This is a genomic window from Chryseobacterium sp. MEBOG07, from assembly GCF_021869745.1.
Taxonomy (GTDB): Bacteria; Bacteroidota; Bacteroidia; order Flavobacteriales; family Weeksellaceae; genus Chryseobacterium; species Chryseobacterium viscerum.
In genome coordinates, this window is the sequence record NZ_CP084579.1 from 1,592,869 (window position 1) to 1,613,188 (window position 20,320).

Consider the following 20,320-nt stretch of genomic DNA (forward strand, 5'->3'; position numbering starts at 1 on the left):
TTATTACTCATGATTAGTCCACTCGTAGAAATTGACAGAGTCATAAAGCTCAAAGCCGCAAGCTGGGTAAAGTTGATTTCCAATATCATTGCTTTTTCCTGTTTCTAAAAGAATACCGCATGCTTTTGAATACCGGCAGTGTTCTTTAGATTCCTCAATCAATTGTTTGGAATAGCCTTTTCCTCTGTAGTTTTCATTCACGTAGAGATCGTTCAGCAGCCAGTAGCGCTGCATTCTTGTAGACGAAAATATAGGGTATAATTGTACAAAACCTGTCAGTTCACCATTTTCTTCCACAACAAAAATTTCGGAATCTTTATTTTCAAGCCTTTCCTGAAGAAAAGTTCTCGCTGCGGGAATATCAGATTCTTTATGATAGAATACTCTGTACTGATCAAATAATTCAGCCAATTGAGGCAAGTCAGAAATGACTGCTTTTCTTGTGTTTTTCATAGGTGTTTGGTGGTTATAATAAAATGAGAAGGATTTGATAACCCTTCTCATTTTAGTGTATTGTATGTTTAAGAAAAAGCTTTCTCAAGATCTGCAATAAGATCTTCTGCATCTTCAATACCTACGCTTAAACGAACCAGATCATCAGTGATTCCCAATTCAGCACGTTTTTCTGCCGGGATTGAAGCATGAGTCATTAAGGCCGGGTGGTTAGCCAGAGATTCTACGCCTCCTAAAGATTCTGCTAGTGTGAATACTCTCACTTTCTCCAGGAATTTGATTGCATCTTCTTTCTTTCCAGATTTGAATGTGAATGACACCATTCCTCCTGATTCTTTCATCTGAGATTTTGCCAATTCATATTGAGGGTGAGACTCTAGTCCCGGGTAGATTACTTTATCTACGGCAGGATGAGTTTCAAGATATTTTGCTACAGCAAGACCATTGTCAGAGTGTCTCTGCATTCTTAGTGCCAAGGTTTTAATCCCTCTCAATACAAGGTAAGAATCGTGAGGGCCTAAAATACCACCACTTGCAAACTGAATAAAGTGAAGCTTTTCTCCCAATTCAGCGTCTTTAGCGATAAGAGCTCCTGCGATTACATCAGAGTGTCCACCCAGATATTTTGTTGCAGAGTGCATCACGATGTCAGCTCCCAAATCAATCGGTCTCTGGATATAAGGTGTTGCAAAAGTATTATCCACCGCAACTAAGATATCCTTTCCTTTAGCAATCTCTACAACTGCTTTGATATCTACCAGTTTCATCAATGGGTTGGTTGGAGTTTCTACCCAAATCAGTTTTGTTTTATCAGTTATAACATCAGCTATTTTAGAAACATCATCAAAATTGACGAAAGTAAATTTCAACTGATATTTTTCGAAAAGTCTTGTAAACATTCTGTAAGTACCTCCGTAAAGATCATCTACAGCAATTACTTCATCACCAGGATTCAATAATTTCAAAACACAGTCGATTGCTGCAAGACCAGAACCGAAAGCTAAACCTCTCGCTCCGTTTTCAATACTTGCCAAAGAATCTTCCAATGCCTGTCTTGTAGGGTTGGCAGCTCTTGAATATTCATATCCGGAATGTACACCCGGGCTTTTTTGTGCAAACGTAGAGGTCAAAAATACAGGTACATTTACAGAACCTGTTGCAGACTCATGGTGCTGCCCTCCGTGAATTACTTTAGTATTAAAATTCATAATTTTTTGCTTTAGGCTTTGAGCATTAAGCAATAGGAAGTATTGCTTAAGCTCATTGTTTTTTATTAAAATTTGCTCTAAGCTGAATACAAAAAGCTTACCGCTTACTGCCTGCAGCCTATCGCATATTATATTTTTTTACTTAATAGCAGATTTCACAGCAAATTCTTCTGCAATTTCTTCTATCCACTGTGCTACATCTTCTTCTCCTGTTGCTCTCTGATAAGTATTTCCTAAAGAGATCAAAATCTGATGAATAAACATCTTCATTTGGTCTACAGGCATTTCTTTGGTCCAAAGATCTATTCTTAGTGCCTCCATTGCTTTTTCATCCCAAACAGAAATCATCGTTGCTTTAGTCTCCTGTTTTTCAACACCTCCATCCTGAGCGTTCCATATAATGCTTTCAGGGATATGATTTTCATCAAGCTCTACATCTATCGTAATCTGAGTCTTTCTCATTTTTCTATTTTTTCTAAATTCTAAATTCTAAATTTTCTATTATTTAAGTTTCGGTTTGTAACCGGATTGATTAAAAATGGTAGTTGCATCCATTTTCAGGAAAGCTGTTAACTTAGTTTCAGGTTTTTCCTTAAGGTATGCTTTACAGATCTGCCATCCTGTAAAAATTCCGATTTGCGGTGAAGATTCGTTGTCGATCTCCGTATAAAATTTCGAGAAAGGTCCCGGCGAGATAAAACGCTCCCCAAGTCTTGGATCATCTCCGAAGATCAGGTTGCTTTCTACAAAATAATTCCAGATATTCGCTTCATTGCTCGTTGCCCATTCATACTGTTTCTTAGTATAATTCATTTTCAGATAATCCGGGAAATCAGGAAGAAAAGCATCCTGGAGAATCATTACTTTTCCATTCAGAATGATCTGATCAATAAATTTCTGATGATCGGGAGATTCTGTTACAATATTTTCTGCAAAAAGCTGTGACACCTTCGGAACAATATTCTGCGGGTTCATCGATTTTTGGAAATACAGCTCCAATCCTTTATAATTAGCATTTCCGTCTCCCATAAAACCGGTAACATCTATAAATACAAGATTTCCCTTCTGATCATAAAAAATAGGATCCTGAATCATCTGTAGAGCAGATGAAAACAGATATACTTTTGGACTTTTAAACTGTGGGAAGTAATATTTAATATGTGAAAATAAACTCTGAAGTTCCTTTTGCAGTTTAGTCTGATCTATTTTTCCAATAGCCTCCTTGTAGATTTTTATCTCTTCAGCATCAGTTCTTCTCTTTCCAAAATCGGCATCAGAAACACTTCCTTGGAACCATGGAAACTTAGCTTTAAACTGATCCAACGGAACATCCGGGCTGTAAAATTCTTTGGAAATATCAGTGATGTCAACTTTTTCGGCAGTTTCTTTGACTTCTACCTTCCATTGATTTTCAGTTTCTTTTTTGCAGGAAACAAGTCCGGCAGCTAAAACAGAAGAAAGCGCAATATATCTAAAAATCTTCATTATTTTTACATGGAATTTAAGTTTACAAAAATAAGGATTAAATACACAATTCATGATGAAAATTAAAATATTTACAGCCTTTTGCCTTATTTTGGGACTTTCTTTTTGCTATGGGCAAAAGCTTGAGTTTAAAGATAAAAACTTTGAAAAAGCAATTCTTGAAAATTTTGATCTGAATAAAAACGGGATACTGGAATCTCCGGAAGCTGCTATGATTACCAATCTGTTCCTTGTTCAAAAGAGAATTACTTCCACGGAAGATCTGCACTTTTTTAAAAATGTAAAAATGATTGTTCTGGATGATAATATGATTTCTAATATGGTGGTAAGTAACCTGGACAAGCTGGAATTGTTTTCGTGTACAGGATGTAAAATCTCTTCATTCAAAGCAGAAAGTCTGAAGAACTTAAGCTCATTGTATCTGGATAATAATCTGTTGGAAAGTATTTCGCTGACAGGAATTCCGAAAATTGATCAATTAACATTATCTTTAAATCAACTAAAAACAATTGATCTGACTCAGTTTACGGCATTAAGAAAACTGAATGTAGAACACAATAAGCTTCAAAAAATTGATATTTCCAGGAATCAGCTCTTACAAACATTGAATGTAACCGGGAATAAAATAAAGGAAACAGATATTAAGAAAGGAATAAAAACGGAGGTCACCATTTTTGGAGCTGGAGAATAAAACTAATGAGTATGAAAATAGAAACCAAGCGACTTATTTTAAGAAAACTTGAAGAGACAGATGTAGAACGTATTTTTCTTTTGGATTCCGATCCTGACGTGATGAAATATATTGGTGTACCCGTTTTGACGGATATTAAGGAGTCAAAAAATATTATCAGCACGATTCAGAAACAATATGAGGAAAATGGAGTGGGAAGACTGGGCGTTGTAGAAAAAGAAAGCGGGCTGCTGATAGGATGGAGCGGATTAAAATTACTGACAAAACCTGTCAATGGCTACAAAAATGTATTGGAACTGGGATATCGTTTTCTTCCCGAATCATGGGGGAAAGGATATGCTGTGGAAGCAGGAATTGCTTCCTTGGATTACGGTTTTAATGACCTGAATGCAGAGGTTATTTATGCCTGTGCCCATTCTGAACATGACGCTTCCAATCATATTTTAAGAAAATTAGGCTTTGAAAAAACCGGAGAATTTGAAGAAGCGGACGGAATTTGTTTCTGGTACGAACTGAAGCGAGAAAAATATATAAAAAGATGATAACAATACGGCAGGAAGAAAAGAAAGACCATCCACAGGTCTTTCAGCTTACAAAATAAGCCTTTAGGGAATCGGAGCGAAATTGATTCTTCAGGGCGATCATATCGCGAAAGAATTAGGATATGAATCTGTAATATTGATTGGACATGAAAAAATATTATCCGCGCTTTGATTACAAAAAAACAAGTAATTTTGGGATTTCTTTTCCATTCGATGTTCCGGAAGAAAACGGAATGGCTGTAGAATTGGTAAAAGACGGATTAAAAAATAAAAAAGGAGTGGTGAAATACCCTCAGGAATTTGGAATAGACTAAAAAAATATAAACGATGCAGACACAAAAAGTGATAGATCATATTGTAAGCTGGTTAAAAGATTATGCAACAAAAGCAAGAGTAAATGGATATGTAATCGGGGTTTCCGGGGGAGTAGATTCAGGAGTGGTTTCTACACTGGCAGCGATGACCGGGCTTAAAACATTATTGATCGAAATGCCAATCCGTCAGAAAGTGGATCAGGTAGACCGTGCACAGGATCATATGAATGACCTTAAATCCAGATTTCCGAATGTAGAAATAATGTCTGTTGACCTGACCCCTGCGTTTGAGGAATTGTACAAAACATTTGATGTAAAAGATGATCTGTATCCTAATGAGAAACTAGCTTTTGCCAACACAAGATCCCGTCTGAGAATGCTTACTCTGTATTATTACGGACAGCTGAACGGACTTTTGGTATGTGGAACCGGAAATAAAGTGGAAGATTTCGGAATCGGATTTTATACAAAATATGGGGATGGCGGAGTAGATGTCTCTCCAATTGCTGACCTTTATAAAACCGAGGTATATGAGCTTGCGAAAGGGTTAAACCTTATTAAAAGTATTCAGGAAGCTATTCCTACTGATGGACTCTGGGATGTAGACAGAACGGACGAACAACAAATTGGTGCTACTTATCCGGAACTAGAAAAAATCCAGAAAGAATACGGGACCAAAACAGCTGACGACTATGAAGGAAGAGATAAGGAAGTGTTCCAAATCTTCGACAGAATGCATAAAGCAGCAAAACATAAAATAGATCCTATTCCGGTTTGTGATATTCCGGAAGAGTGGAGAGCATTATAAAATATACCCATTCAGCAATGTAATTATGTAACAAAAATTGATGCATTGCAGGATTGAAAAATAGTCATATTAATATAACCATTGTTATGAACAGTAAAATAAGATCTGTATTTTTTATATGCCTGGGACTTCTTTTCGGAATGTCTGCAATGTATATTTACAAAAATTTTATTGCAGATAAAAAAGATCAGTCAGATTCTGTAAAAAAAGAAACGGTACAATATGGCAGCACCTCTTCGGAAAGCGACTACAGTACCGGAAATTCTTCTGCTCAAGCTTCTATTGATCAGCTGACAGAAGAAAAGACAGTAATCAGCTATGTAAAACAGAACCATAGGCTGCCGGATTATTATATCACCAAAAATGAAGCTAGAAAAATGGGTTGGAACCCCTCCCAGGCAAACCTGTGTGATGTACTTCCCGGAAAAGCTATTGGCGGAGATAAATTCGGAAACAGAGAAGGGCGTTTGCCGGATGGAGAAAAATACTTTGAAGCAGATGTAAACTATCATTGCGGAGGAAGAAATGCTGACCGTATCATCTACACTCAAAATGGCGAGGTATACCTTACCAAGAACCATTACAAAAGCTTTGAAAAACAATAAATAGTAGTCATTGCGAGGAACGAAGTGACGAAGCAATCTCAATAAAGAGATAAAGAAGTGAAAGCAGGTTTTGTCTATATTATATCAGTCTTTTTTCTGACATTGTCATGCTCAGAAAAACAGAGTTCAATAAAGGAAAAAGCAGAAAAACCAGCCATAACAATACTCATTCAGCCGTTTAAAGATATTAAACCGGAGAGTGTAGGAAAAGTAACGGAAGGAATAAAGAAAGTATACCCGAATGTAAAAGTTCTGGCTGCCATAGACTTTCCGGAAGATACCTATTATAAAGAGAGAAACCGGTACCGTGCCGATTCCATCATTAAGTTTTTAAGCAGTAAAACAAAAGAAGGTTTTGTTATGATTGGCTTAACTTCAAAAGATATTAGTGCTACCAGAGGAAAAATAAAAGACTTTGGAATCATGGGATTGGGCTATAGACCGGGAAAAGCTTGTGTAGCTTCAAAATTCAGACTAAGCAAAGAAAACCAGGATGAGCAGTTTTATAAAATAGCCATTCATGAGCTGGGTCATACACAAGGGCTGCCACATTGCCCTGAAAAAATGTGTTTTATGAGAGATGCAGAAGGCAAAAATCCCACCAATGAAGAAACGGATTTCTGCAAAAAATGCAAAACTTTTTTAATCAATAAAAATTGGAAATTTAGTTCTATATGAAGACAGTATATATCGATTTTACAGACATAGGCGACTATGAAGATTTTTACACTCAGTTAAAGGAAAAAATTCAGCTTCCTGAACATTTTGGTGATAATCTTGATGCGCTTTTTGACAGCATTACCGGGGATGTGGAAATGCCACTCCACATCGAATTCGTAAATATGACCGTAGATCAGCTTGAGATTTTTGAAGACCTGCTGACTACTCTTGAAGATGCTGAAGAAGAAGTGGAAGACTTTAGCTTTAGCTATTATCTGGAGCAATATGAAGACGATGAAGATGAGGAGGTAGAATCTGAAGAATAATAAAAAAAGCTGTTTCAACGTATGAAACAGCTTTTTTTATGCTGAAATTTCTTTACATTTTACTCTTTCTTACAAAAACGTAGAATCAAAATAAAAAGGCAGCAGATCCTTCACCGCGCGCACTTTTACCACTTCCTCATTCATGCTTGAGAAATAAAGGTCGATATCCTCGTCCTGTTTGGTTTCATACTCTATCAAACTCTGACGGCATGCTCCACAAGGAGGAATCGGTGGATTTTTCTCATGGAATTCTTTAGGACCACCGACCACGAAGATCTTTTTTATCTTCATATTTGGAAAATTGGCGGCTACCCAAAAAACAGTCGTTCTTTCTGCACAGAGTCCCGATGGGTAGGCTGCATTTTCCTGATTGTTTCCGGAGTAGATCTCTCCGTTTTCCAATAACACGGAACAACCTACAAAAAACTGAGAATAAGGTGCATAAGCGTTCTCACGAGCCTCTTTGGCTCTTTCAAATAATTTATTTTCGATATCACTCAGCTCACTGCTATTTTTAAAATATTCGTAACTGATCTGTATGTCTTTTTTCATATATTGTCAACTAAAAAAGGGGGGTAAAATTAGTTCTTTTTAATGAGGTGGACAATATTTTATTCTTCCAGTAAATACGTTCAATTTTTTAAAAGAGTAAAATGCTATACACACCAATACAATTCAGAAATGTAGAGTTGAAAAACAGATGGGTAATGTCACCTATGTGTATGTATTCATGTGAAAACGGAATGGCCAACGATTTTCATTTCGTTCACTACGGAAGCCGGGCACAGGGAGGTACGGGATTGCTGTTCGTGGAAGCTACAGGAGTAGTGCCCGAAGGAAGAATCACCAATCACTGCATGGGAATCTGGAATGATGAGCAGGCGGGAAAACTACAGAAAATCGTAGAATTTGTTCATAAAAATTCTGACAGCAAAATAGGAATTCAGCTGGCGCATGCCGGAAGAAAAGGTTCAACATGGAATAACCTGCAGATTTCTATTGAAGAAGGCTGGGAAACCGTTGCACCAAGCCCTATCCCGTATCATCCCACAGAAAGGATTCCGCATGTATTGAGTACGGATGAGGTAAAGGAGATGATTCAGTATTTTAAAAATGCCGCCAGAAGAGCAGTGAAAGCTGGCTTTGATATTATTGAAATTCATGGAGCACATGGATACTTGATTCATCAGTTTCTGTCACCGCTTTCCAACATCAGGACAGATGAATATGGAGGAAGTTTTGAAAACAGAATCAGGTTTCTGATTGAAATTGTAGATGCAGTCAATGAAGAGCTCAATGAAAATACAGCGCTCTTTGTAAGAATTTCCGGAACAGAATATGCTGAAAACGGCTGGGATATTGAAAGTAGTGTTGAATTGGCGAAAGTTTTAAAAGAACATGCTGTTGACCTCGTTGATGTATCAAGCGGAGGGAATATACATGGGGCAAAAATTTCAGTGTTTGATGGCTATCAGGTTCCGCTTTCATCACAGGTTAGAAATGAAGCTTCTGTGAATACGGGAGCTGTAGGGTTAATTACCAAGATAGAGCAGGCAGAGGAAATCCTTCAGAAAGGAGATGCAGATCTTATTTTTGTAGCGAGAGAGATTCTGAGAAATCCATACATTGCCGTTCAGGGATCTTTTGAAATGCAGGAAAACTGCTTTTTCCCACACCAATATACGAGAGCTAAAATCTCTTCTTAATTAATGGATTAATCTAAAACCTCAGAAATGAATATTGAAGATTTCATGCTTTCCTGTCCCAGTAAAAAGTTCCTTGGAGTAGAATGCCTGGGTTGTGGAGCTCAGAGGGCAATTGTCCTGGTATTTGAAGGAAAGTTTTCTGAGGCTTTTCAGATGTATCCTGCGGTATATACCTTATTGTTGTTTTTTTTTATCCTTGGGCTGAGTTTTATCGATAAAAAAAGAAAGTACAGTAACATTTTAATGATTATGATAATCGTTAATCTTATTATTATGATAATTGCGTATCTGTACAAACATCATTAATGCAGCTGAAAATGGAAAGCCAGACACCAAATACTGAACCATATGGGATATAGAAGTTTCTTTTACATATTATTCTGTGTAGAAGATTTTTAATGAAAAATAAAATAAGTTAGTTTAAAATTCTAAAATTAATTTCTACTGCGAAAATTTAATAAATGTCGTAGAACTACTACAATTTCTTAAACAGTGCCTTAAAAACTTTTTACATTAGAACATGAAGTCTATCTTTGTTTTATAAATCCTATATCAGGGAACAGTTGTTAATGATTAAAATTTAAGAATATGGCAGGAAATTCAAGAGGAATCTTAAAATTCAATGGAGGGGAAGGTCAGAAGTTATTAAAGCTTAACTACAGCGTATCAAGATCTACAGACATTTCAGGACGTGTAGCATCTGATCCGTCAAACGCACTGATTAAAGTAACAATTGAAGCAACAGAAAAATCTGATGTTTTAGAAAGCTTATTAAACAGCAAATATAAACCTACGAGCGGAGAGATTACATTCAATAAATCTCACGAAGAAGGAACATTGATCAATTTGAAGTGGGAAAACGGATATGTAATTCAGCATGAAGTAGACTTTGATGCTATCGATAGCAACAGTATGCTGATCAGCTTTATCATAAGTGCTGAAAGCATTACCTATGGAAATTCATCTTATGATGGGCTTTGGCCAATGAGCTAAGTCTTTCATGAACAAAAAATAAAAGACTGTCCTTATAAGACGGTCTTTTTTTACCTTAAACGATATTCTGCGGGATCCTTGGGTTATCCTTGTATATTTCCACCCTGCCGAATAATCGTTTACAAAAACTAATCAAATCACAAAAAATATGTCAAATACACCTGGAAAATCACAAGCGACGTCTTTTCGTCCCACGCAGAATGCAGATGGTATTTCCGAAAACCATCATACAGGTATCAACCGTTTGGTAAAACTTTCTCTTGTCATAGAAGGGAAAATTATCAAATATTATAAACATTTCAAGCTTAAACAAAGCACCAGAAGACACCACGAATTTACGCTGACACTGGCACACGATACTCTGGGAGACAGACAGACCCATTCATTGGAAGAAGCCAATAAGTTTCTTGGAAAAAGACTTACAGCAGTGATTTCCTATAAAGATATAGATAACAGCCCTGAAAGAACTTTTGTAGGAGTAATTACCGGAGTAGGATTCAGCCAGGAACAAATGAGCCTGGGAAATATTGTACTTACCGGATACAGTCCTACAATCCTGCTTGATGGAGCACCTCATATTCAGAGTTTCGGAGGTACACAGCCCGTAAACGTAGGAATTATTGCAGAAGAAGTGATTAAACAGGGAATTGATAAAAGCCGTTTCGATATCAGGGTAGAGGCTAATAATTTTTCTCAAATTATCTACAGCAGTCAGTATGATGAAACCCATTATAACTACCTGGCAAGAATGGCTGAGGCTTACGGAGAGCAGTTCTACTATGATGGTGAAGTCTTACACTTTGGAAAGCTTCCTGCTCAGAATAAACCTATTATCCTTACCTACGGAAGCAGTGCCAACGATATAAAAGTTGAACTGAAAGCAGTACACACCAAGCCGCAATACTATGGGTATAACAGCAACAGGAATGAAAAACTGACTTCCGGTGCAACGCCTATCAAACATGTGAGTGACCTGGCGAAAACAGCATATGGTCATAACGAATCTATTTATAAAACACCAGCTTTACAGATGGCTCCCATCAAAGCTTCTACCCACTTAGATGTTGAGTACTCTCAGAAAAGTGCTTCAGGAAGTGAAGCGGTCAATGTTTTTTCCACCTCAGGAAATACAACGGTTCCTTTCCTGCATCCGGGGTGTGTAGCAGATGTACAGATGCGTAAGCAGGATTCTAACGAAACCTCTTATTTCACCAGAATCATGATTACAGAAGTAGAGCATGAGATTGATACCATTGGTCACTATAATGGAAGCTTTGTGGGAATTGCTGCAGATACAGGCTTTCTTCCAAAACCAGAATTTACGATTCCAAAGGCTGAGCCACAGACTGCTACAGTAATCTCGAATACTGATCCGGAGGGACAGGGAAGAATACAGGTGCGATTTGACTGGCAGACCAACGATACCACTCACTTTATCCGTATGATGAGTCCTGATGCAGGAGGAACAGATCAGATTACCCAAAACAGAGGCTATGTAGCTATTCCTGAAGTGGGAGACCAGGTGATGGTTAACTTTGTGCACAGTCATCCTGACAGACCATTTGTAATGGGAGGAATGTTCCATGGGGGTATCGCTTTAGGAGGAGGTGTTAACAATCACCTGAAATCGATACAAACCAGAAGCGGAATCAGAATTCTAATGAATGATGAGGAAGGAAGTGTAACGATTCTTGATCCAAGTGGTAATACCTACTTTATGGACGGACAGGGGAATATCAGTATGAAAGCCCCTAAAAACTTTACCTTAAATGCAGGCGATAATATCAATATCACGGCAGGAAAAGAAATTTCAATAGGGGCAGGAGCAAGTATTACCAGTACAGCCAACGACAATATTGTTTCTATAGCTGGAAAAGATATGAAACTTACGGCATCAGGAGATATTACAGAAACTTCAGATACCAGAACAGAAATGATTGAAAAAGAATTCAAGAGACAATCTGAAACATCTAACGAAATAGCTGGTGAAATTTCCATGTTCAGCGAAATGGAAAATATGACCATGCAAAGTGGAAAGATCGTAGAATTCAACAGTGCTGAAAAATCAAAACTTTTCTAATATGGCGATCATAAAGACAGCAACCAATCTGCGCATTACAGTCAAAGATTCTTATCATCTGAGCGTAGGCAAAAAGGTGGAGAAAATTGCAAAGAAAATCAATGTGGAAGCCCATAAAGAAAATTTGGTTTTAGCAAGTAACAAGAAGATTATGTCCCATGGTCATAAGTAAATACAACCTGCTGATTCTTTTTATATGGTGTTTTTCATTAACGAATTGTCAGAATAAAAAAATGGAAGAAAAATACAGTTGGCTGGGAACCGTTTCTGCCCCACAGGAATACCCGATGGAAGTGTATGAAGGAGCTATTGTTGCCGATGGTTTTACTTACAGCTTTGATGCAATCTGGGGAACACAGAATACAGGATGGGGTAAAGAAGGCGGTACCATGAACGTGACCACCGAAAGAATGAATGCTCCTCATGAGCTGGAGTTTACATGGTATTCTCTGGTAGAAAAAAAATTCTATACCGGAAAATGGAATCTGGATAAAGAAAAGATAAAAAAACTTTTTGATGAAGGATTTGTAGATCAGGACACAAAAAAGAAATCTACTTACAACTCTTTTGTTGTAGGATTAGCTCCACAAGGAAGAGTTGTGCTTTGGATGAAAGGCGTTGGAAACCAGAAAGAAATAGGCGCTTTTCAGGCCCATGACACCATTATTACCAAAGAAAAAGCATACGATAACGCTCAGTATATGCTGAAAGAAGGCTTTGCAGACAGAATGCTGAAAGACCCGTCTTATAAGACATTCAAGCCGGAAGTTCGAGAGAAAATTGAAAAAGAAGGCTATCCTGCAGCAGACATTTATAATGCCTACAGAGAAAAATACAACTGGAAACCTGCAGTGATTCTTCCTGAAGGAGCAACATGGATAGATTTCGGTTTTACGAATTATAACGGTGAACAGGAAAATCTTTTTGATCAGAGCTTAAAAGAGAATACTTATAAAAGCAGAGCAGTACCAAGATTCTGTGGTTTTTACTGGAAAGATAAAAACAACAACAGATATGCAGTATGGATAGACGCTTTTGATGACAAAGAAATATTTGATCTGTTTCAGAAATTAGGAAAAGATAAAAACATTGATCTGACCATTACAGTAAACGAAGACAATACTAAAATCTTAGTGTCTTTAGAATCTGAAAAAGAAAACCTGGCAGTTACCAAAGCAAAAATCAGAGTATCCCGAAAGATAGAATGATAGCATTCAATCAGTCAATTTAAAAACGAGAACTATGCACAACAATCAATTTGGAAGTTATACACCATCTGTATCCAAAGAGGAAGTATTGGATATTACCATTGGGATTTTTTTTGACGGAACCCTGAATAATAAAACCAATACAGACGAAAGAAAAAAAGGGACGGATGCTCATAAAAAACATGGCGGTAAATCTTCAGACAATACCAGCTACAACAATGACTGGAGTAATGTAGCCCGTATGTGGGATAATTATGATAAAAACTTCGGTATTTACATAGAAGGTATCGGTACACAGGATAAAGAAGGAGATGCTACGTTGGGATATGCTTTCGGAACTGGCGAAACCGGAATTAGATCTAAAGTAAGAAAAGGCTGTGAAGAAATCGTAAAAAAGGTAAAAACCATTAAAGCAGAAAAGAAAGCCGATAAAATTGCCGTGCTTACTTTTGATGTATTCGGTTTCAGCCGTGGAGCTGCTGCTGCCCGCAATTTTGTATACGAAATTGGAAAAGCAAAATATAAAGCCACTTCCCGCACAGTTGCCAATGAAGCGGTTTCCATTACTACCTATTCAGATGATGACGGAAAAGGGGTAGGTTCAGAAGAACTTCCAAAATGGGGACATCTTGGCCTTAAACTCGAAGAAGCCGGACTAAAAGTAGATGTTTTAAAAGTAAGATTTCTGGGAATTTACGATACCGTTTCTTCCTATTCAAAATACCTCTCACCAGTACCCAATTTTAGCAATGACGTTGAAGAACTGAGCCTGAATGATATCGGGAAAGCTCAGACTGTAGTTCACTTTACTGCAGAAGATGAGCACAGAGAAAATTTTGACCTGACAAGAGTACATATTGGAACTGAAAAAAACTTCCCTGGTGTACACTGTGATGTAGGCGGAGCTTACGAAAACGGACAGGAAACATGGGAAGAAGTTGAAACTTCATGGACAACGAGTACCAAATTAAAAGCATTAAAAACAGAGCTTGAAACCGAAGGATGGTATGAAAAAGGGCAGCTTACCATTACGCCCGGATTTTATCTGTCACTAAGAGGATCACGCTATCTGCTGAAGACATTCAGCTACATTCCTTTGCATTTTATGGCGGAATATGCTGTAGATAAAAATCTTCCTATAACCATAAAGAAACTGACAGACGAAAAATATTCCATTTTGGATGATCAGTTTTTAATAGGAATAAAAGACCGTCTCAGATCTTATGTAATGGGAGATGGCAAACCTTATTCCTTCAAACATTTTAAAGCGCTGCGTGATGCTTATGGAGGAAACGAAATCCCGGAAGACCGTTATGCTGCTTACCAGAAAGAAGTAAAGGAGCAGGATGATTTAAGAAAACTTCGCCATGAATATCTTCACTGGTCAGCAAGAAGAGAAGGTATTGGTATGGATCCGAGACCAAACAGAGAAAGAGTTATCCATTTTTAATAGAATATCATACAAAGAAAGAAATTGAAGCAGGAACATTTCTATGCAGAAATATAACATACATATCGTTCAGAAAAATGAAACTTTAAAAAGTATTGCGGCACTTTACAATCTGGATACAGATGCTTTAAAGTTATTCCACAATAATCTCTGTACTGTTAAGGATATGATCCTGATCAATCTTAACGGACAGAAAGAGCTTTTTATACCACGAACAGCCGTTACCGATAAAAGAAGATTGGTAGAGTTCGGAAGAGGAAACAGTCTGATCCTTCAGCCGACAGGTTCAGTGAGAAAATACAGTGTTGTTATTACCATTGAAAAAGGAGAAAATAAAAGCGAATTAAAATATGAAACCTCAGTCCGCTGGCTGAAAAAAGAAAAAGGACTTCACTTTTTTGAGATAGACAGAACATCAAACCTTTATCTTAATGAAGAAGAAGTGAATGAGATTGCAGATTTGCTGGCTTACAGAACATCTAAGGTTTTATACCCTTTACAGATCAGTACAGACGAGAATGGAAAATTTGAAGCTGTTGAAAATGCTGAGGTATTTCTCAAAAGATGGTCTGGGATTAAAGAAGAATTGTACAAAGAATTTGATGGAGAAACTGTAGATGAATACTGCAGGAAGATAGAAAAAGTGATCAATGAGCCTGAGGCTATTGACCTGTACCTTAAAAATGATTATTTCATCCGTGCTTTGTTCTTTGGGATCCACCAAAGTTTCGGGCAGGATTATAGAACAGAAATGACAACAACCTTTCCGGTAGTGGATAACGCTATTGAACCCCGGTACAAAATAATACTGGAAACAGATCCGGTAAAAGGAGAAACAGGCCTGATCACCATAGAAGGATCAGGAAAATTAAACGACGAAAGAGATATTGATGACTTTATAAGAAGATCCCCTTTCTCATTGATTATAGAAGACGAACCTGTAATGAATGAAGAAGGATTTTTCAGAATAATAAGTTATATGAAAGAAGAAAACGCATTGCCGGAATCACTTTATCTGGAATGCACCATCATGCTGCAGGAAGAAAAAAAAATTTCGATATCAGTATCAGGAATTGATGAAAACTAAATTACCATTTCACTAAAGATAAAATTAATATGGCAGAAAAACATATTGTAGTACAGGGAGCCATGTGCAAATGCCAGTTCGGGCAAGCTCCCGACAAGCTCAAAGTACTTACACACCAAAAAGAATATGCCAATGATAAAAATGCTTCTAAAAAACTGATCGTTACGACCAAAGAAATAGGAGGAGCCACATTTGAAAAAAATACATTCGGAAACTGCACCAAAATGGGAGTTCCGCCGCCGCCCTGCAAAATCATGGTTACAGAATGGCAGAAATTCTATGATAAAGTACAGCTTAGCAATGGCGGATTTATCATTGTAGAAGACAGCAAGGCCGTATGTGCTATTGCCGGTACCCCATGCATTGAAATTATAGACCACGGACAACGTGCGGAAGCCAGCCAGCAGAATTTTAAAAATGCAGACAAAGATGTCCAGCAGCAGATCAATCCGTTGGTAGATTCCGAGGAAATGTATAAGGAGCAGCCTTCAGGAGGAGGGCAGGATAGTGCAATCTAAATGATAAAAAATGGCAAAAGGCGTTAAAAAAGTAAAAGTTGTAAGTGGAGTTTATTATCCCAAAATGTCCGTATCAGGACAAAGGGTTACGATAAAACCTGATCAGTGGGTACAGTTCGGTATTGACGAATGGCTGCCGGGTACCACAGATGCAGACAAAAAGAAACCTCTTACCTGGATGAGGCAGAACAACAGCAGGAAAATTATCATCAATCAGGTGACTTCTGCGGGCGGATATAAATTTTTAATAGACAAGCAATACAGCGGGAGCTATCATTTTTATATAGAAGCCAGTCTTTCGGGAGTAAGAGATCCTAAAAATAATACAGGATTATATGTAAAAGGCTGGTGTGAACCTAAAATTGTTAGCAGCAAATGGTCTACACAAAAGAACAGCAAGAGCATCAAAAACAACAAAAAGACTGAATATATTTCCTACGGACATATTGTTCACCTGAACTTAATGACAGAAGGTCTCAATGGAAATTCCCTTATCATTGAGCTTTGGAACCAGCAGTCTGCAAAAAAAGATAAACTCGTACATGTATACAACAATGTAGACGTTATAGACGGTGAAGTAAATCTGAAAATAGAGAATACTTTCTCCTGGATGGCCTCTGTAGACAACATTCAGAATGTAGAAGAATTCTATGTAAAAGTAAAAGACATTGCTTCAAAAGAATATATTAAAGATAAACTTGGTGATGATCTGCATGCTATCTATCTTAATGTAAAAAGCAAAATAGTCACTACCAATACCAATGGAGCCCAGAATCAGACTCCAACCAAAGTATATAAGCCGGATGTAAATTCCGTAAGACTCGAACCATGTAAGTTTGAGTTGATCAAAATCACTGAGAGTGAAATAAAAGACGGCAAAGCCAACAATACCATAGCTACAGTCTTTAAAAACGGAGACGGTGTAAAACAGATCCATTCCGCTGCATTACAGGAACATATTCAGAGAACGATCTTTTATAAATTTGACTCTACAGTCATTGATAAAGATGGAGTTACAATTTTGAATAATGTTCTCAAATTCCTTTTGGAACATAAAGATGCTACAATGAATCTCAGTGGCTATGCCTGCGTTATAGGAAAAGAAAATTACAACAGAGGGCTTTCACAAAGAAGAGCTGATGTCGTAAAGAAATTCTTTGCCGACGGAGGATTGGATCCCAGAAGGATTATCTCTGTAGGAAAAGGAGAAGTAGATCCTACCGATGATAAAATGGGGAGAGATAATATCAAATACAAAAATGAGAAAGACTATGAAAACAACCGTAGAGTAGACATCTCATTTGTATTCAATGCCCATGATGCCCAGACCATCAACTATGCGGTAGTAGCGCCTACTTCTGCTACAAAAAAGGAACTCATCATTGATGTCACTGGTTTTGACACCAACAGCTGTTTCAGAGACACCAAAAACAAACATAAAAAAGAAATTTATATTGTAGATGTAGGGCAGGCGATAGATAAAGGAGATACAAAGAAAACCTTTCCAACCCCTACATTCAATTATGAGATATATTCTCCGTTAAGCAGATATAATTTTGGAGGAGGAATTGGGTTGGATGCTCAATCAATGACCGTCATGCAATACATTTGGCCTGCATCTACCAGTCCGAATCAGTTTCATATGCATGTGCATACCTGCAGATATTACAGCAATGAAAAACGGACTACTGTATTAATAAAAGCATATCCGGATATCAAATGGAGATTTGCCTTTTTTATCAACCTGAGCAATAGCTTAAGTATAAAGTGGCAAAAAATGACTCCCGATAAGCATAAAGAACTTCGAGGCAAAGCATTGAGCCTTGCCAATGAAGAGAAGGGAAAATATACAGACGTAGAATTCGGTGTTGAGCTTAAAGCCTCTTATGACAAACAAAAAGATGGAAGCTATTACTGCAAGCCGGAACTGACCCTGAAATATAAAGATAAGATCAGTAAACTTTTCTCTATTATTTCTTCGGTTAAAAAAATGTCTCAGGGGATCACATCGCAAACAAAAGGAGTCGTATCCAAAGGAGTAGGAAGAAAATTGCCATTTGAGATCAAATTAAATGCGCCGGCATTATATTTTGGAGCAGAATGGGAAGCAGACATCAATGATGACCATTCCGATATAGGAACCAAATTGATGCTGTTCATTGAAACAAAGCCTTTGATTGAACTCGCTATTGTTTTTGACCTTCTTGCTTTAATCGTTCAGGCTGGAGTTGCTGTTGCCACTGCAGGAACAGGAAATGTACTGGCCCTTGAAATTTTCAATATGGTCAGAGAATGGGCAAGTAAAGGATATGAAACCGAAAAAGTGGTCATCAACTTTAAAATGTACATTGACCTGGAAGTGAAAGGGAAAGTAGATGGTGTTATTGACGGTTCGTTCAGTACAGTTAAAGATGGAGCAGAAGTGAATTTTGATTTAACTTCAAATATCACGGTTGAATTAAAATCAGGACTCGAATTAAAAGGAATGTTTGTAGTCATTGGTACAACAAAAAAACCGGAACTGGAAGGACATATTGAAGGAAAACTGACTGCAGGAGCTACGATGGGAATTACTTCTGGGCACAAATTAAAATATGATTCTACCGCAGGAATTTATTATATTCCGAGCCTAAGCATAGACCCATGTGTAGGAACAGTAGTGGTAATGGTAAAAGCCGGATTTACCTATAAAAAAGTAAGCTCAGACTGGACTCCGGTGAATTACAACAGAACCCGTACATTTTTTGACGGATTCGACATTATGAAATATTTAGCAGAATTAGTAGGTTATGACAACAAAATATTACTTTGGGAAAAAAAGAAAAAATAAAAATATGTTTCTACTTGTAATCATGTCCCTGTTTATATCATGCAGTACTGCAAAAGAGGATCTATCCAATATTCTTTTCCCCACGAAAAAGGAAAAGATTGTAAGTGGTATTGACTATACAGAGAAAAAATCTACATTAGATGAAAATCTTACTGCTTATCAGCTAAAAGATATGAATGCTTTTAGCCTGTATGGACAGTATTTTGCAAATGAAATTGGAAGTAATTCTGCAACATATGCCGGAAAAAACTACCTTGAACTTTTGGGGGATTCAAAAGATATCAACGGATATAAAATCCATTTGTATACGCAGAAAGAAAGCGAAAAACTTGAAAAGCTGCTTCTTGAAAAATTGGGAACACCAGCTTTTGATAAAGGAAATGAAGGAGAGCGGAATATCATCTGGGAAAAATCCGGAAAGATTTTTATTCTGAATAATGGGAATGCCGAAATACAAGGAGAGAAAACAAAAGAATCAGATCTGTTGTGTTTAAATACTAACTTTACCACACTGATCATTAATGCCACGCAGACTACAAAATATTCGGAATACTTGAAATTCAGAATAAAAAATAATAAGAAAGTAGAAAGCTATCCGTATAGTCTATATAATAAAGAAGAAAATTAAATAAATAAGTTGAATGAAAAAGATTGTTATATGCCAGATCGTATTGAGTTTTGTTCTCATGAACTGTCAGGAAAAAGGAACAGGCAAATCTGTTTCACAGACAGACAAAGCAAATGTAACCAGTAAAACAGCAAACCAGACCCAGGGAAAAATGGATTTTAAAGATCTTAAATTCGGAACCAACGGAGAAGACCTGCTTAAAGGAATTGGACTAACTGCTAATGACAATGCTTCAGGGGATTTTAATACCTCAGTGGATTATGTTGAATTTCAATTTCCCAAAGATAAAAATCTGAACCTGTCGTTATTTAATAACAGCTTACAATCTGTTACGGATGAGGTTGCCGTTCTTTATTCAAAGAATGATAAAAAAGTATGGGGCTACGAAATGGTGCTGCAGAACAACCCGAATACAAATGCTATTCTGAGCGCTATTGAAAAAAAAGCAGGCCATAAAGCAGACTTTTCAGATAAAAAAGTAAATACAAAAGAAAGACCTATTTTCCTTGATGAAAACGGAGAATTCAAAACAGATCATATAGAAGAAACAGTGCAGGTTTGGGAGGATAAAGAAGCCAAAACAACATTCTTTACCATTCACACCGTTAATCTTTCTAAGAAACCTAATGAAAATACATTAAAGATCTTTGCTTTAGATAAAACAAGCCCCAAATACAAAGAATGGGTTTCTTACCGCAGTCTGGATATGTTTTACAATAAATAATAAC

General features: G+C 37.2%; 24 protein-coding genes. 19 read left to right on the plus strand and 5 right to left on the minus strand.

The genetic code is table 11. The annotated features are described in order from the left end of the window. Positions 1–3: 3 nt before the first annotated feature. The 4 genes from LF886_RS07310 to LF886_RS07325 all read right to left on the minus strand — a co-directional run bounded on the left by LF886_RS07310 (position 4) and on the right by LF886_RS07325 (position 3,146). The gene (locus LF886_RS07310) at positions 4–453 is read right to left on the minus strand and encodes a GNAT family N-acetyltransferase (protein ID WP_236853536.1); all 450 of its coding nucleotides are present in this window, start codon (positions 451–453) and stop codon (positions 4–6) included. Between the two features lie 68 nt (positions 454–521). Next, entirely contained in the window at positions 522–1,661 is a 1,140-nt protein-coding gene (locus tag LF886_RS07315; protein WP_047492187.1) for a cystathionine gamma-synthase, read from the minus strand. 138 nt (positions 1,662–1,799) lie between these two features. Continuing rightward, the gene (gene gldC, locus LF886_RS07320) at positions 1,800–2,123 is read right to left on the minus strand and encodes a gliding motility protein GldC (protein WP_103233952.1); all 324 of its coding nucleotides are present in this window, start codon (positions 2,121–2,123) and stop codon (positions 1,800–1,802) included. Positions 2,124–2,162: 39 nt separating this feature from the next. Next, a complete protein-coding gene (locus LF886_RS07325; protein ID WP_236853537.1) occupies positions 2,163–3,146 on the minus strand; it encodes a gliding motility protein GldB in 984 nt (327 codons plus the stop codon). Between the two features lie 52 nt (positions 3,147–3,198). Here LF886_RS07325 and LF886_RS07330 point away from each other — a divergent pair, with 52 nt between their 5' ends. The 7 genes from LF886_RS07330 (at position 3,199) to LF886_RS07360 (ending at position 7,092) form a co-directional block, all read left to right on the plus strand. Then, positions 3,199–3,837, plus strand: a complete 639-nt coding sequence (locus LF886_RS07330) for a leucine-rich repeat domain-containing protein (protein WP_236853538.1) — start codon at positions 3,199–3,201, stop codon at positions 3,835–3,837. An 11-nt stretch (positions 3,838–3,848) separates the two neighbouring features. Continuing rightward, positions 3,849–4,379, plus strand: a complete 531-nt coding sequence (locus LF886_RS07335; protein WP_236853539.1) for a GNAT family N-acetyltransferase — start codon at positions 3,849–3,851, stop codon at positions 4,377–4,379. A 146-nt stretch (positions 4,380–4,525) separates the two neighbouring features. Then, a complete protein-coding gene (locus LF886_RS07340; protein ID WP_236853540.1) occupies positions 4,526–4,693 on the plus strand; it encodes a hypothetical protein in 168 nt (55 codons plus the stop codon). 13 nt (positions 4,694–4,706) lie between these two features. Next, complete coding sequence (gene nadE, locus LF886_RS07345; protein WP_236853541.1) at positions 4,707–5,501, plus strand: NAD(+) synthase; 795 nt, start codon at positions 4,707–4,709, stop codon at positions 5,499–5,501. An 86-nt stretch (positions 5,502–5,587) separates the two neighbouring features. Further along, entirely contained in the window at positions 5,588–6,106 is a 519-nt protein-coding gene (locus LF886_RS07350; RefSeq protein ID WP_236853542.1) for a ribonuclease domain-containing protein, read from the plus strand. A 57-nt stretch (positions 6,107–6,163) separates the two neighbouring features. Next, the gene (locus tag LF886_RS07355; protein WP_236853543.1) at positions 6,164–6,784 is read left to right on the plus strand and encodes a Zn-dependent protease; all 621 of its coding nucleotides are present in this window, start codon (positions 6,164–6,166) and stop codon (positions 6,782–6,784) included. Then, a complete protein-coding gene (locus tag LF886_RS07360; RefSeq protein WP_103233961.1) occupies positions 6,781–7,092 on the plus strand; it encodes a barstar family protein in 312 nt (103 codons plus the stop codon). Before LF886_RS07355 ends, LF886_RS07360 begins: the two co-directional genes overlap by 4 nt. A 69-nt stretch (positions 7,093–7,161) precedes the next feature. Here the strand turns inward: LF886_RS07360 and LF886_RS07365 are convergent, their stop codons facing one another. After that, on the minus strand, positions 7,162–7,644 hold the full coding sequence (locus LF886_RS07365; protein WP_236853544.1) for a cytidine deaminase: 483 nt from the start codon (positions 7,642–7,644) through the stop codon (positions 7,162–7,164). 101 nt (positions 7,645–7,745) lie between these two features. On the opposite strand from LF886_RS07365, the gene namA reads away from it, so the two are divergent. The 12 genes from namA (at position 7,746) to LF886_RS07425 (ending at position 20,316) form a co-directional block, all read left to right on the plus strand. Beyond that, positions 7,746–8,798 (plus strand): NADPH dehydrogenase NamA, encoded by a 1,053-nt coding sequence (gene namA, locus LF886_RS07370; RefSeq protein WP_236853545.1) that lies wholly within the window; start codon positions 7,746–7,748, stop codon positions 8,796–8,798. Between the two features lie 27 nt (positions 8,799–8,825). Next, on the plus strand, positions 8,826–9,104 hold the full coding sequence (locus LF886_RS07375) for a DUF2752 domain-containing protein (RefSeq protein WP_236853546.1): 279 nt from the start codon (positions 8,826–8,828) through the stop codon (positions 9,102–9,104). A 282-nt stretch (positions 9,105–9,386) separates the two neighbouring features. Continuing rightward, positions 9,387–9,791 (plus strand): type VI secretion system tube protein TssD, encoded by a 405-nt coding sequence (gene tssD / locus LF886_RS07380; protein WP_124534142.1) that lies wholly within the window; start codon positions 9,387–9,389, stop codon positions 9,789–9,791. A 148-nt stretch (positions 9,792–9,939) separates the two neighbouring features. Then, complete coding sequence (locus tag LF886_RS07385) at positions 9,940–11,871, plus strand: type VI secretion system Vgr family protein (RefSeq protein ID WP_236853547.1); 1,932 nt, start codon at positions 9,940–9,942, stop codon at positions 11,869–11,871. A gap of 1 nt (position 11,872) precedes the next feature. Further along, positions 11,873–12,043, plus strand: a complete 171-nt coding sequence (locus LF886_RS07390; protein WP_153816338.1) for a hypothetical protein — start codon at positions 11,873–11,875, stop codon at positions 12,041–12,043. 61 nt (positions 12,044–12,104) lie between these two features. After that, positions 12,105–13,079, plus strand: a complete 975-nt coding sequence (locus tag LF886_RS07395; protein ID WP_236853548.1) for a DUF2931 family protein — start codon at positions 12,105–12,107, stop codon at positions 13,077–13,079. A 34-nt stretch (positions 13,080–13,113) separates the two neighbouring features. Continuing rightward, positions 13,114–14,529 carry a T6SS phospholipase effector Tle1-like catalytic domain-containing protein gene (locus LF886_RS07400; RefSeq protein ID WP_236853549.1) on the plus strand — a complete coding sequence of 472 codons (1,416 nt, stop codon included), beginning with the start codon at positions 13,114–13,116 and terminating at the stop codon, positions 14,527–14,529. Positions 14,530–14,572: 43 nt separating this feature from the next. Continuing rightward, positions 14,573–15,616: a hypothetical protein gene (locus tag LF886_RS07405; RefSeq protein ID WP_236853550.1), complete on the plus strand. Its 1,044-nt coding sequence runs from the start codon at positions 14,573–14,575 to the stop codon at positions 15,614–15,616. A 29-nt stretch (positions 15,617–15,645) separates the two neighbouring features. Continuing rightward, a complete protein-coding gene (locus LF886_RS07410) occupies positions 15,646–16,134 on the plus strand; it encodes a DUF4280 domain-containing protein (RefSeq protein ID WP_236853551.1) in 489 nt (162 codons plus the stop codon). Positions 16,135–16,144: 10 nt separating this feature from the next. Continuing rightward, positions 16,145–18,964 carry an OmpA family protein gene (locus tag LF886_RS07415; protein ID WP_236853552.1) on the plus strand — a complete coding sequence of 940 codons (2,820 nt, stop codon included), beginning with the start codon at positions 16,145–16,147 and terminating at the stop codon, positions 18,962–18,964. A 4-nt stretch (positions 18,965–18,968) separates the two neighbouring features. Further along, positions 18,969–19,592, plus strand: a complete 624-nt coding sequence (locus LF886_RS07420; RefSeq protein WP_236853553.1) for a hypothetical protein — start codon at positions 18,969–18,971, stop codon at positions 19,590–19,592. Positions 19,593–19,605: 13 nt separating this feature from the next. Continuing rightward, positions 19,606–20,316 (plus strand): hypothetical protein, encoded by a 711-nt coding sequence (locus LF886_RS07425; RefSeq protein WP_236853554.1) that lies wholly within the window; start codon positions 19,606–19,608, stop codon positions 20,314–20,316. Positions 20,317–20,320: the final 4 nt, after the last annotated feature.